This window comes from Methylobacterium sp. Leaf118 (genome assembly GCF_920984675.1).
GTDB lineage: Bacteria > Pseudomonadota > Alphaproteobacteria > Rhizobiales > Beijerinckiaceae > Methylobacterium.
The window spans coordinates 99,852-112,139 of record NZ_CAKLBV010000005.1 but is presented as its reverse complement, the minus strand read 5'-3'; the positions used below and the strand labels follow the sequence as shown (position 1 = coordinate 112,139).

The window sequence follows — 12,288 nt, the reverse complement described above, 5'->3', positions numbered from 1 at the left end:
TCACGGGGCCCACGCCACGCTCCGGCGCGAGCCCAAGCAAGAGCCGAGCCGCCATTCGCATCGTGCTCTGGACAAACGCCGTCCCGGCTGCGACGGCCCTCCACGCCAAAACAGAAACAGGGAGGAGACATCATGAGCGACCGCATCATCCTGCGCGCCGGCGAGGCCCTCGTCGCGGGCGGCCCGCCCAACACCGCGTCCGAACCGGAAGTGATCATCGGCGAACTCGACGGGCCGGTCGGCACCGCGCTCGCCACGCTCACCGGCGATCAGGTCGTCGGCCATTCCCGCGTCTTCGCGCTGCTGAACACCGACATCATGGTGCGCCCGGTGACGCTGTGCGTCTCCAAGGTCAGCGTCACCGAGAACAAGTACACCTCGATCCTGATGGGCACGGTGCAATACGCCATCGCCAACGGCGTGCTCGACGCCGTGCGCGCCGGCTACATCCCCAAGGAGAAGGCCAACGACCTGGGCATCATCTGCTCGGTCTGGCTGAGCCCCGGCGTGATCCAGGCCGAGAGCGTCGATCACAAGGCCCTGTTCGAGATCCAGCGCAAGGGCATGACCGAGGCGATCCGCAAGGCGATGACCAACGAGCCGTCGATCGACTGGCTTCTCGAGAACCAAGACAAGATCGTCCACAAGTATTACCAGATGGGCCTCGACGGGAAGATCTGATTGTCCGGCATGGGCGCTGCCGGCCTCGCTGGCGGCGCCCGACCTCGAGTGTGAGATGACCGCCCCCATCGTCATCCTGGTCGAACCGCAGCTCGCCGAGAACATCGGCATGACCGCCCGCGCCATGGCGAATTTCGGCCTGTCCGAATTGCGCCTCGTGGCGCCCAAGAACGGCTGGCCGAAGAAGGGCGTGCGGGAGGCGGCCTCCGGCGCCACCCATGTCCTCGACGGGGCCCGGCTCTACGACACCGTGCCCGCGGCGATCGGCGACCTGCACCATCTGCTCGCCACCACCGCCCGCGAACGCGGCCAGATGAAGCGCGTCCTGGCCCCCGAGCCCGCCCTCGCGGGCGTCGCCGAGCGGATCGGCCGGGGCGAGCGGGTCGGGCTCATGTTCGGGCGGGAGCGGGTCGGCCTCACCAACGACGAGGTGTCGCTCGCCGACGCCATCGTGACCTTTCCGGTCACGGAGGAATTTCCCTCGCTCAACCTCGCCCAGGCGGTGCTGCTGATGGGCTACGAATGGCGCCGGGCCGCTGGGCTCGCCGCCTTGCGCTTCTCCGGCGAGATGCTCTCGCCGCCCGCGACCCGGGAGGCGGTGCTGTCGCTGTTTGCGAGCCTGGAGGACACCCTGGCCGAGGCCGGCTTCTACCCGCCGGAGAAACGCGAGATCATCGCGCGCAACATGCGCGACATGCTCCACCGCATGGCGATGACCGAGCAGGACGTGCGCACCTTCCGTGGGGCGCTGCGGGCGCTGAACCGCCGCGCGAAGCCGGACGCGGGGTAGCCCCGCGCCCCGGCTTTGTCGCTCACCGCGGCGCCCGGACGGCTTACCGCGCCACCAGCCCGAACCGCGTCAGGCAGACATGCTTGGCGAGCGAGGATGCCGCGATCGTCACCGCCGGGGTCGTGTCGTAGGGTATGCCCGTCGCCGTGTCCTCGGGCGCGCGGAAGGCGCCCGGGACGTAGCTCGTCTCGCATTGGTCGAACTTATTGCAGACCGCGAGCTTGGTGCAGATCGTCCGGTCCCCCTGCTGGTAGACGTAGTAGGTCGCCCCGGAATAGGGCGGCCGGGGAAACGACTCGGTCCGCACCGTGATCGCCTCCGTTCCATCCCCCGCCCGGGACACCGAGGGCGGAAGAAGCGGCGCCAGAAGGAGCAGGAAGACCGCGCGACGCATATCCGTCCCCTCGCTCAACCGATCCGGACCACGATCTTGCCGACATGCGCGGCCTCGGCCAAGGCCGCCAGGGCGGCTGGGGCCGCGTCGAAGGCGTGGACCGCGTCGATCACCGGCGCGATCCGGTGAAGGGCGATCGCCCGGTTCATGTCCTCGAACATCTCCCGCGACCCCACGGCGACCCCGCGCACGATGCAACTCGCACCGAGGATGGCCAGCGGGTCGATCGCCTCGCCCTGCGCGAGCAGGCCGATCAGCCCGATCTGGCCGCCGGCTCGGGTCGCGGCGATGGAGCGGGGAAGGGTGCCGGTGCCGCCGACCTCCACCACGTGGTCGACGCCGACGCCATCGGTCAGCCGGCGCACTTCGCGCTCCCAATCCGGATGCGTGCGATAGTTGATGGTGTCGTGAGCGCCGAGCGCGCGGGCTTTCTCCAGCTTGGCGTCGCTCGATGAGGTCGCGATGACCCGAGCCCCCGCGGCGCGGGCGAACTGGATGGCGAAGATCGAGACGCCGCCGGTGCCGAGCGTCAGCACGGTCTCGCCGGCCCTGAGCGGCTTCAGGCCGTAGAGGGCGTTCCAAGCGGTCACCGCCGCGCAGGGGAGGGTAGCCCCCTCCTCGAAGCTCAGCCCGTCGGGAAGCGTGACGAGACCGTCCTCGTCGAAGAGCTGATACTCGGCCAGCACGCCGTCGATGGCACCGCCGAGCGCCGTCTGCCACATGTCGGCCACCTGCGCCCCGCCGAGCCAACTCTGCGAGAAGATGCCGGCGACGCGCTCTCCGCCCCGGAAGCGACGCACGCCGGGTCCGACCGCCACGACCTCGCCGGCGCCGTCGGAGACCGGGATCAGCCGGTCGAGATGGACCGCGAAGGGGTAGTGGCCCTGCGCGATCAGCAGGTCGCGGTAATTCAGGGAGGCGGCCCGCAACCGCACGAGAACCTGCCCGCGGCCCGGCTCCGGCGTCGGGCGCTGGGCCAGAGTCCAGCTGCCGAGGCCGGCGGCGGCGGACATCTCGTAGGCGCGCATGGGGCTCACTCCGCGATTCGATCGGGAGCGCATATGGGAGAGGGACGCCCGAAGGCGACCGCTTCCGCCGCGTTTCCCGAGGGAGGCGGTGGATGCCGCCGCGCCGCCGCGATGGAGGCCGGTCTCCCGAAGCTCGTCGGGCCAAGCCTCGAACGGATCACCCCGCCGGCCAACGGAGCGACGGGGCACCTCCTGATCGACCTGTGGATCAGCCTTGACTGTATGTCTGCGCAAGATCTATCAGTTATAGCATCATGCATAATGTTCGACGCGAGTCCCTCCTGTGAAGCGCCCCTCCCTCCGGCTCGCCAGCCTCGCGGCTTTCCTTGCCGCGTCTGCCCTCGCGTCCCCGGCCCGATCGTCCGATCACGGCGTCGACACCGAGCACCTGTTCGGCTTCACCGAGGGCTCGGATCTCGGCGCCCCGCCGGAGAAGGAGCTCGAATCGGAAACCACGGCCCGGCTCGGCAAACGCGGCGGGTCGTTCCGCGCCGTCGACAGCGCCCTCGTGCTCAAGCTTCCGTTGAGCGACCGCTTCCGCGTCGCCCCCGGCCTCGCCTTCGCGGGCTACGCGATGCGGGACGTGCCGGGACTCGACGACCGGTCGGTCGCCGCGCTGGCGGGCGGCTTCGTCGAGACGCGGGCGCGGCTGCTGACGCGGGAGGAGGCGCCGTTCGGCCTGACCCTCAACACGGTGATCGGCGGGAGCCGCCTCGACGCCGCGACCGGTCTCGGGGCCCGCGGCGTCTCGGTCGAGGCCGGTCTCCTGATGGACCGGGAGATCGTGCCGGGCGAGGTCGTGGGCGCGGTCAACGTCGTCTACGCCCTGGGCCGGTCCCGGCTCGACGGAGGAAATTCCGACCAGAGAGCCTCGAATGTCGAGGTCTCCGGCGCCGTCGCGCGGCGCTTCGGACCCGGCCTCTTCCTCGGCCTGGAGGCGCGTTACCTGCGCGCCTATCACGGGCTCGGGCTCGACCGCTTCGCGGGGCAGGCGGTCTATCTCGGGCCGACGGTCTACAAGGAACTGACCGAGGCGACCTGGATCTCGGTCACCTGGGGGACGCAGGTCTCGGGCAGCGAGGCCCGCAGGGGCGAGGATCGCGACCTCACCAATTTCGACCGGCATCAGGTGCGCCTGAGAATCGGCACCCATTTCTGAGAAGCCCTGCCCGGGACGCCGCGCCGTGACGGCACGGGCCCGCAGGGACCCTCTGCGCCGCCGAACCGGCGTTCTAGGGCCGGATCTCGATCGGCGTGCCGACATCGACGCGGGCGTAGATCGCGCGCATCTCGGCGTTGGTCACGCCGACGCAGCCCTGCGTCCAGTCCATCATGCGGTGGAGCGGGCCGACCCAGGAGAACCCGCGCATCAACCCGTGGATCATGATGTCGCCGCCGGGCGGCTCGCCGCGGGATCGGGCGGCGGCCTCGTCGGCCGGGGAGGGATAGGAGACCTTGAGCGAGAGGTGCGCGACGCTCTTCGGGTTGCGGTAGGCGATGGCGTAGGTCCCCTCCGGGGTCCGCCCGTCACCCGCGCGGGTCTTGTGGCCCAAAGGCGTGAATCCGAGGGAGACCGGATAGGTCGCGAGCACGCGGCCCTCCCGCAGCAGGGTCAGGCGGCGGGCCCCTTTCTCGACGACGACGCGGTCGGCGCGCTCCGGTGCGGCGACGAGCGCCGGCTCGGTCCGGCCGATCTGGAGACCGTCGGCGGCGACGATCCCGGCCGCGCCGAGGCCGACCAGGACGAGAAGCCAGAGCGCGGCGCGCCGCCGGCCCATCGGCGCTCAGCCGACCTTCGCCAGAGCCTGCTCAAGGTCGGCGATCAGATCCTCGGGATCCTCCAGGCCGATCGAGAGGCGCACGGTCTCCGGGCCGACACAGGCGGCCTCCCGCTCCTCGGGGCGGAGCTGCCGGTGCGTGGTGGTGGCGGGGTGGATCGCCAGCGACTTGATCTCGCCGATGTTGACGAGGTGGGAGACGAGTTCGAGGGCGGCGATGAAGGCGAGCGCGGCCGGCTCGCCCCCCTTGAGCGCGAAGGTGAAGATCGAGCCCGGCCCCTGCGGCACGTAGCGCTTGGCCAGGGCCTCGCCGGGCTGACCGGGCAGGGCCGGATAGCTCACCCAGGCGACCGCCGGATGGGCCTGCAGGTACGCTGCGATCGTCCGGGCGTTGGCGCAGTGGCGCGCCATGCGCAGCGGCAGGGTCTCGATCCCGGTGAGCGTCAGGAACGCGTTCATCGGCGAGAGGCCGGGGCCGAGGTCGCGCAGGCCGAACAGGCGGCAGGCGACGGCGAAGGGGGTCTCGGGAAAGCGATCGCTGACGATCAGGTCGTCGTAATCCGGCCAGGGATCGTTGATCAGGTTGTAGCGCGAGCCCTTCGAGGCCCAGTCGAAGGTGCCGGCGTCGCAGATCATGCCGCCGATGACCTGGCCCGAGCCCCCGAGAAACTTCGAGGTCGAATGCACGACGATGTCGGCGCCGTACGCGATCGGCCGGATCAGGGCGGGCGAGGCGAGGGTGTTGTCGACCACGAGCGGCAGGCCGTGCCGCTTGGCGACCGCGGCGATCCCCTCGAGGTCCATCACGGTGGCGCAGGGGTTGACGATCGACTCGCAGATGATCGCCTTCGTCTCGGGCGTGATCGCGGCCTCGAAGGCCTCCGGCGTGAGGTCGGCGGCGAAATGCGGCTTGAGGTCGTAGCGCCCGTCGAGGCGGCGCATCAGCCCGAGGGAGCCGCCGAACAGCCGCGGCGAGGCGACATAGGCATCGCCCGACTGCATCAGCGTCATCATCACGAGGAGCACGGCCGACTGGCCCGACGAGACCGCCACCGCCGCCTTGGCGCCTTCCAGCGCGGCGACGCGGCGCTCCAGGGCGGCGACCGTCGGGTTCGAGCCCCGCGAGTACGAGAAGCCGGTCTTGCGCATGGCGAAGATGTCGGCCGCCTGCTCCGTCGAGTCGAACACGAAGCCGTTCGTGAAGTAGATCGGCTGCACCCGCGCACCCGTGGCCGGGTCCGGGGCGGCGCCCGCATGGACCGCCTGCGTGGCGAGTCGGAAGGGTTTGGGCTCGGCACTCATGGATCGACCTGACATTCGCGCGTCTCGGCGGCTCTTCTGCCGCGAAACGTTTTTTCGCGATACCCCGGAGCCGCCGACAGGGGGACCCCGCCGGCGGAGGGCGTCGCTCCGAGACGTCCCGAACCCTCAGGCGGCGCGCCGGAGACAGGCCTTGAGGGTGCGCACCAGCATGCTCGGTGCGTAGGGCTTCGGGATGAAGCGGGCGCCCTCGGGCATGTCGCCGGGGCCGGGCGTGCCCATGCCGGAGACGATCAGGACGGGGATCTTCGGCCAGCGGTGGGCGACGAGGCGGGCGAGCGCGAAACCGTCCATCGAGCCCATCGGCATGTCGACGTCGGTCATCAGCACCTCGACGTCGGGACGGCCTTCTAGGACGTCGAGCGCCCGGTCGGCGTGGGAGGCTTCTAGGACGCTGAACCCGGCCTCGGCCAGCGTGTCCGAGGCTTCCATCAGCAGCAGACCGTCGTCTTCGACGAGGAGGACCACGGGCGGCTCTGCGGGTTCTTCTGTCATCAGCGATGCAAACGATCTCGGGCCGGGGCTGGTTGCGGCCTAATTCGCACCTGCAGCGAGGTCAAGGAAACCTCCACCAGGAGCGGTGGAAGAGCGCAGGGCGCGCAAGGCTCACGCGAGCCGCCGCTGCGGTGCCGCGGCGGCCGCGATCACCCCCTCCAGGGCCTCCGGCCGCGGGCCCCCGGTCGCCCAGTCGAGCAGCTCGACCGTGTGCAGGATCGGGATGTCGGTTCCCTTCCCGATCTGCGTGGCGCAGCCGATGTTTCCGGTGGCGATGACGTCGGGCCGCATCCGCTCGATATTGGCGACCTTGCGGGCCCGCAGGCGACCGGCGATCTCGGGCTGGAGGATGTTGTAGGTCCCCGCCGAGCCGCAGCAGATATGGCCTTCGGGCACGTCCTTCACGGTGAAGCCCGCCTGCTTCAGAAGTGTTTTCGGCTCCGTGCGGATCGCCTGGCCATGCTGCATCGAGCAGGCGGAGTGGTAGGCGACGACGAGGTCGGTCTCCGCCACGGGGGGCAGGAGGCCGATCTGCGTGACGTACTCGGTCACGTCCCGGGCGAGCCCCGAGACCCGCGCCGCCTTCTCGGCATAGGCCGGGTCGTCGCGGAACATGAAGCCGTAATCCTTGATCGTCGTGCCGCAGCCCGAGGCGGTCACCACGATGGCGTCGAGCCCCTCGCCGTCGATCTCGGCGATCCAGGCGTCGATGGTCCGCTTGGCATGGGCACGGGCGGAGTCTTCCTTGCCCATGTGATGGGTGAGTGCACCGCAGCAACCCTCGCCCTTCGGCTGCACCACCTCGATGCCGTGGCGGGTCAGGAGGCGGATCGCCGCCTCGTTGAAGTCGGGCCGCAGCACGCTCTGGGCGCAGCCGCGCAGCAGGGCGACGCGACCGCGTCGCCGTCCCGGCCCGGCGTCGCGGCCGGTCTGGAACAGGTCGCTGATCTCCTGGGCCGAGGTGTCGGCGGGGAAGACGCCGGGCCGGTCGGTCGGATTACGGTTGGGAAGCTGCGGCGGCGCGAGGTCGAGCATCGCGGCCAGCCGGTTGCCGACCCGCGGCACCCGCGCGGCGAGCGGCCGGAGCGGTGCGCCGATCTTGGCGGCGAGCAGCGCGAGGCGGAAGCGGTTGGGATAGGGAAGGACCAGGGCCAGCACCGACCGCAGCAACCGGTCCGAGAGGGGGCGACGGTAGGTCTTCTCGATATGCGTGCGGGCGTGATCGACGAGGTGCATGTAGTGCACCCCCGACGGGCAGGTCGTCATGCAAGACAGGCACGAGAGGCAGCGGTCGACATGCTTGACCACCTCGCGGCTGGCCGGCTTGCCGCCCTCCAGCATGTCCTTGATGAGGTAGATCCGCCCCCGCGGTGAATCGAGCTCGTCGCCGAGAAGCAGGTAGGTCGGGCAGGTCGCGGTGCAGAAGCCGCAATGCACGCAGGTGCGCAGAATCTTCTCCGAGGCCGCCATGGCGGGATCGGCGAGCTGCGCGGGAGAGAAGCTGGTCTGCACGGCGCCGTCCTCGGATTTCTTCTTTCTTGTCCGTGCTTCTTAGAACCGCTCTCGATCACGAGGCAATCGGGAGCGGCGATTGGTCCGCCGGCCGGGTGAGGACGCCTCCGCCGATGGGCAGGCCGGCTCGGCTGATGCGAGCGCGTCACGATAGAGGCCGAGAGCCGTGGGCACGGCTCACCAGGATGGGGCGCGGCTCCGGCGGTCAGCGCTCCCGGGAGACCGTGAGCAGCCGGGCGACGAACCAGATCGGCACCACCACGAGGGCGCCGGCCAGGATCCAGCGGCCGAAATCGTGGAAGGTCTCCATCCCGAGGTCGATCAGGTTCCGGGCGACGTCGTAGACCTGCCAGAACAGCAGCCCCGGCGTCAGGCCGAACATCGCCATCACGGCGCCGACGAGGACCGACAGGAACAGGAGTTTCACCACCACCGCGGCGGGCGATCCGCCGAGGAAGCGGTTCAGGGCGGAGCGCCGATGCTGGGTGCCGGCGCGCGGATCGGCATAGGCGCCGTGATCGAGGGGGGCGCGCCGCCGCGGGTCGTGGTCGCCGATCATACCGTGCTCAATCCTTCGCGCCGCCGCCGGAACGTTGCCCGCCCGCCACAACTCGTTTGAAACCGCCTCAAGCCGGCAGGAGTTGGGCGGTATCGCGGCCCCCGCCACATGGCATCCGAACCCATTCCGCTCAAGATGGCGGGCTGCATCCACGCGCATCCCCGGGAAGGCTATGATCGACCACGCTTTGTTCGATCCGGCGACGATCGACGCCGAGACCAAGGCGCTCAACGCCGAGATCATCGCCGCCCATGCCGCGCAGGCCGATCCCTGGACGCTGCCGATCGCGGAGGTGCGCGCGCGCCGGCGGGAGGGCACAAAGGCGTCGCCCGCGATGCCGCGCAGCGCCCGGGCCGAGATCCTGACGATCGACGGCCCCGGCGGACCGCTGACCCTTCGGGTGATCCGGCCGCAAGGGCGCTTCGCCGGCAAGCCGCGGGGGGCCTACCTGCACATCCACCGCGGCGGCTGGGTCTGGGGCGCGGCCGACGAGCAGGATCCCTGGCTCGAGCGCATCGCCGATGCCTGCGGCTTCGTCTGTCTTTCCGTCGAGTACCGGCTCGCGCCCGAGCATCCTTACCCGGCCGCGCTGGAGGATTGCGAGGCGGCCGCCGTCTGGCTCGCCGGCCCCGGCCGGGCGGAACTCGGCGTCGCGGCGCTGACCATCGGCGGCGAGTCGGTCGGCGCCCATCTCGCCGTGATGGTGCTGCTCCGCCTGCGTGACCGGCACGACCTGATCCGCGCCTTCCGCGGGGCCAACCTGAACGCCGGCTTCTACGATCTCGGCCTGACCCCGAGCGTGCGTCTCTGGGGTGAGGAGCGGCTCGTCGTGAACACGACGGATCTCAAGCGCTTCGCCGACGACTACGTGCGCGACGGGATCGACCGCCGCCGTCCCGACGTCTCGCCGCTCTACGCCGATCTCAAGGGCCTGCCCCCGGCGCTCTTCACCATCGGCACCGCCGACCCGCTCCTGGATGACACCCTCTACATGGCCGCACGCTGGGCGGCGGCGGGCAATGGCGGCCACACTGCGGTCTATCCCGGTGGCTGCCACATCTTCGTGCGCTATCCCGGGGCCATGACCGAGCGGGCCTTGGAGCTCATCGACCGCTTCCTGATGGCGCTGGCGTGACACGGTGACGGGCCGCTCCGGGCCCGTTACCTGAGGGGCGTGCCGTCCTCCGACCTCCCGAGACCCTTCGCCGACTGGTTCGCCGCCCGCGGCTGGTCACCGCGCCCGCACCAGCTCGCCCTGATGGCCACGGTGCAGGCCGGGCGCTCGGCGCTTCTCGTGGCGCCGACGGGGGCCGGCAAGACCCTGGCGGGCTTCCTCCCGAGCCTTGTCGAACTCGCCGCGACGCCGCCCGGCAAGCGGGGCCTCCACACGCTCTACGTCTCGCCGCTGAAGGCGCTCGCCGTCGACATCGCCCGCAACCTCGAAGCGCCGATCCAGGGGATGGGGCTGCCGGTCACGGTCGAGACCCGCACCGGCGACACGCCCGCCCACAAGCGCGCCCGCCAGATCCAGCGCCCGCCGGACATCCTGCTGACGACGCCCGAACAGCTCTCGCTGCTGCTCGCCCACCGGGAGGCCGAGAGCTTCTTCGCCGGTCTCCGGACCGTGGTGCTCGACGAGCTGCACGCCCTCGTCACCTCGAAGCGCGGCGACCTCCTCTCGCTGGCCCTCGCCCGGCTGCGGCGTCTGGCGCCGGAGGCCCGCGCCATCGGGCTGTCGGCGACGGTGCGCGAGCCGGACGCGTTGCGACAGTACCTGGTGGCGCAGACGCCGCCGCCCTCCGCAGAGGCGGACGGGACGCCGCTCCCCGTGCCGCTCCCCGACTTGGCCGATCTCGTCGTCGCGACCGGCGGCGCGCGGCCCGAGCTGCGCATGCTCGATATCGGCCGGACGCTCCCGCTCGCCGGGCACACCGCCCGGCACGCGATGCCGGCGATCTACGCGCTGATCCGTCAGCACCGCACGGTGCTGGTCTTCGTCAACACCCGGCTCCAGGCCGAATACACCTTCCAGGAGCTGTGGCGGCTCAACGACGACACCCTGCCGATCGCCCTCCATCACGGCTCGCTCGACGCCTCGCAGCGCCGACGGGTCGAGGCCGCGATGGCGGCGGGGCAGCTGCGGGCCATCGTCTGCACGGCCACGCTGGATCTCGGCATCGACTGGGGCGACGTCGATCTCGTGGTCAATGTCGGGGCGCCGAAGGGGGCGAGCCGGATCATGCAGCGGATCGGCCGGGCCAACCACCGGATGGACGAGCCGTCGAAGGCCTATCTGGTGCCGGGCAACCGCTTCGAGATGCTGGAATGCCGCGCCGCCCTCGACGCGGTGGAGGAGGCGGCCCAGGACACCCCCGACGCCCGGATCGGTGCCCCGGACGTGCTGGCCCAGCACATCCTCGGCATGGCCTGCGCCGACGCGTTCGATCCGCCGGACCTCTATGCGGAGATCGTCTCCGCCGCGCCCTACGCGACCCTGTCCTGGGAGGATTTCGAGGCGGTCGTCGATTACGTGGCGACCGGCGGATACGCGCTGCGCGCCTACGAGCGCTTCGCCAAGATCCTCCGAGGAGCCGATGGGAAATGGCGGGTGCGCGATGCGCGGGTGGCGCAGCAATACCGCATGAACATCGGCACCATCATCGAATCGACCCACGTCAAGGTGCGGCTCGGCCGCCAGCTGCGCGGGAAACCCGGCACCGTGCTGCCGCGGGGCGGCCGGGTGCTCGGCGAGATCGAGGAGGATTTCTGTGAAACGCTGACGCCGGGCGACACCTTCCTGTTCGCCGGTGAGGTGCTGCGCTTCGAGGGGCTGGCCGAGGACGAATGCTTGGTCACCCGGGCCGGGCCCGGCACCGATCCGGCCATCCCGTCCTATGCCGGCTCGAAGTTCCCGCTCTCGACCTTCCTCGCCGCGCGGGTGCGGGCGATCATCGCCGACCCGTTCGAATGGGACCGGCTGCCCCGCCAGCTCTCCGAATACCTCGCCCAGCAGCGCCGCCACTCGGTGCTGCCGGGCGAGCGCGACCTGCTGGTCGAGACCTTTCCGAGGGCGGGACGCCACTATCTCACCGCCTTCCCGTTCGAGGGGCGGCTCGCCCACCAGACCCTGGGGATGCTCCTCACCCGGCGCCTCGAGCGGGCCGGGCTGCGGCCCCTGGGCTTTGCCGCCAACGATTACGGCATCGCAATCTGGGGCACGCGGGACGTCGGCGAGCGCGCCGCCCTCGCCCCGGGCTTCGTCGAGGCGTTGTTCGACGAGGACATGCTCGGCGACGACCTCGAGGCGTGGCTCGACGAATCGGCGATGATGAAGCGCACCTTCCGGCAATGCGCGGTGATCGCCGGGCTGATCGAGCGGCGCTTTCCCGGCCAGAAGAAGACCGGGCGGCAGGTCACGATCTCGACCGATCTGATCTACGACGTGCTGCGCCGCCACCAGCCCGACCACCTGCTCCTGCGGGCCGCGCGCCAGGATGCGGCAACGGGACTCCTCGACGTGACCCGGCTCGGCATGATGCTGAGGCGCATCCGGGGGCGAATCATCCACAGGTCACTCGACCGTGTCTCGCCCCTCTCCGTTTCCGTCATGCTCGAGATCGGGCGCGAGCGGGTCTACGGGGAGGGGGCCGACGAGATTCTGGCGGAGGCCGAAGCCGCGTTGCTCGAAGAGGCGCTGGCTTGAGGTGGCGGGTCGTCCCCTCCATGCCCCG

At 70.7% G+C, this 12,288-nt stretch carries 12 protein-coding genes; 5 read left to right on the top strand and 7 right to left on the bottom strand.

Translation table 11 applies throughout. From position 1 onward, the window contains the following. Positions 1 to 132 precede the first annotated feature (132 nt). Entirely contained in the window at positions 133 to 681 is a 549-nt protein-coding gene (locus tag LW587_RS03940; RefSeq protein WP_003597938.1) for a formaldehyde-activating enzyme, read from the top strand. A 55-nt stretch (positions 682 to 736) separates the two neighbouring features. Continuing rightward, a complete protein-coding gene (locus LW587_RS03935) occupies positions 737 to 1,471 on the top strand; it encodes an RNA methyltransferase (protein WP_232628292.1) in 735 nt (244 codons plus the stop codon). A 43-nt stretch (positions 1,472 to 1,514) separates the two neighbouring features. Here LW587_RS03935 and LW587_RS03930 read toward each other — a convergent pair whose 3' ends face one another. Both LW587_RS03930 and LW587_RS03925 read right to left on the bottom strand, forming a co-directional pair. Further along, positions 1,515 to 1,865 (bottom strand): hypothetical protein, encoded by a 351-nt coding sequence (locus LW587_RS03930; protein ID WP_232628291.1) that lies wholly within the window; start codon positions 1,863 to 1,865, stop codon positions 1,515 to 1,517. Positions 1,866 to 1,879: 14 nt separating this feature from the next. Next, complete coding sequence (locus LW587_RS03925; RefSeq protein WP_232628290.1) at positions 1,880 to 2,893, bottom strand: zinc-dependent alcohol dehydrogenase family protein; 1,014 nt, start codon at positions 2,891 to 2,893, stop codon at positions 1,880 to 1,882. A 283-nt stretch (positions 2,894 to 3,176) separates the two neighbouring features. Between LW587_RS03925 and LW587_RS03920 the strand changes: the two genes are divergently transcribed. Next, entirely contained in the window at positions 3,177 to 4,052 is an 876-nt protein-coding gene (locus LW587_RS03920) for a hypothetical protein (RefSeq protein ID WP_232628289.1), read from the top strand. 73 nt (positions 4,053 to 4,125) lie between these two features. Here LW587_RS03920 and LW587_RS03915 read toward each other — a convergent pair whose 3' ends face one another. The 5 genes from LW587_RS03915 to LW587_RS03895 all read right to left on the bottom strand — a co-directional run bounded on the left by LW587_RS03915 (position 4,126) and on the right by LW587_RS03895 (position 8,557). Beyond that, a complete protein-coding gene (locus LW587_RS03915) occupies positions 4,126 to 4,671 on the bottom strand; it encodes a L,D-transpeptidase family protein (RefSeq protein ID WP_232628288.1) in 546 nt (181 codons plus the stop codon). A 6-nt stretch (positions 4,672 to 4,677) separates the two neighbouring features. Next, positions 4,678 to 5,973: an O-acetylhomoserine aminocarboxypropyltransferase/cysteine synthase family protein gene (locus LW587_RS03910; RefSeq protein WP_232628287.1), complete on the bottom strand. Its 1,296-nt coding sequence runs from the start codon at positions 5,971 to 5,973 to the stop codon at positions 4,678 to 4,680. A 126-nt stretch (positions 5,974 to 6,099) separates the two neighbouring features. Beyond that, on the bottom strand, positions 6,100 to 6,486 hold the full coding sequence (locus LW587_RS03905) for a response regulator (protein WP_232628286.1): 387 nt from the start codon (positions 6,484 to 6,486) through the stop codon (positions 6,100 to 6,102). A gap of 111 nt (positions 6,487 to 6,597) precedes the next feature. Next, entirely contained in the window at positions 6,598 to 7,998 is a 1,401-nt protein-coding gene (locus LW587_RS03900) for a heterodisulfide reductase-related iron-sulfur binding cluster (protein ID WP_232628285.1), read from the bottom strand. A 205-nt stretch (positions 7,999 to 8,203) separates the two neighbouring features. Beyond that, a complete protein-coding gene (locus LW587_RS03895; RefSeq protein WP_232628284.1) occupies positions 8,204 to 8,557 on the bottom strand; it encodes a DUF6460 domain-containing protein in 354 nt (117 codons plus the stop codon). 172 nt (positions 8,558 to 8,729) lie between these two features. On the opposite strand from LW587_RS03895, the gene LW587_RS03890 reads away from it, so the two are divergent. Together LW587_RS03890 and LW587_RS03885 are read left to right on the top strand one after the other, a co-directional pair. Beyond that, complete coding sequence (locus LW587_RS03890; RefSeq protein ID WP_232628283.1) at positions 8,730 to 9,692, top strand: alpha/beta hydrolase; 963 nt, start codon at positions 8,730 to 8,732, stop codon at positions 9,690 to 9,692. A gap of 39 nt (positions 9,693 to 9,731) precedes the next feature. After that, a complete protein-coding gene (locus LW587_RS03885; protein WP_232628282.1) occupies positions 9,732 to 12,260 on the top strand; it encodes a ligase-associated DNA damage response DEXH box helicase in 2,529 nt (842 codons plus the stop codon). Positions 12,261 to 12,288 lie beyond the last annotated feature (28 nt).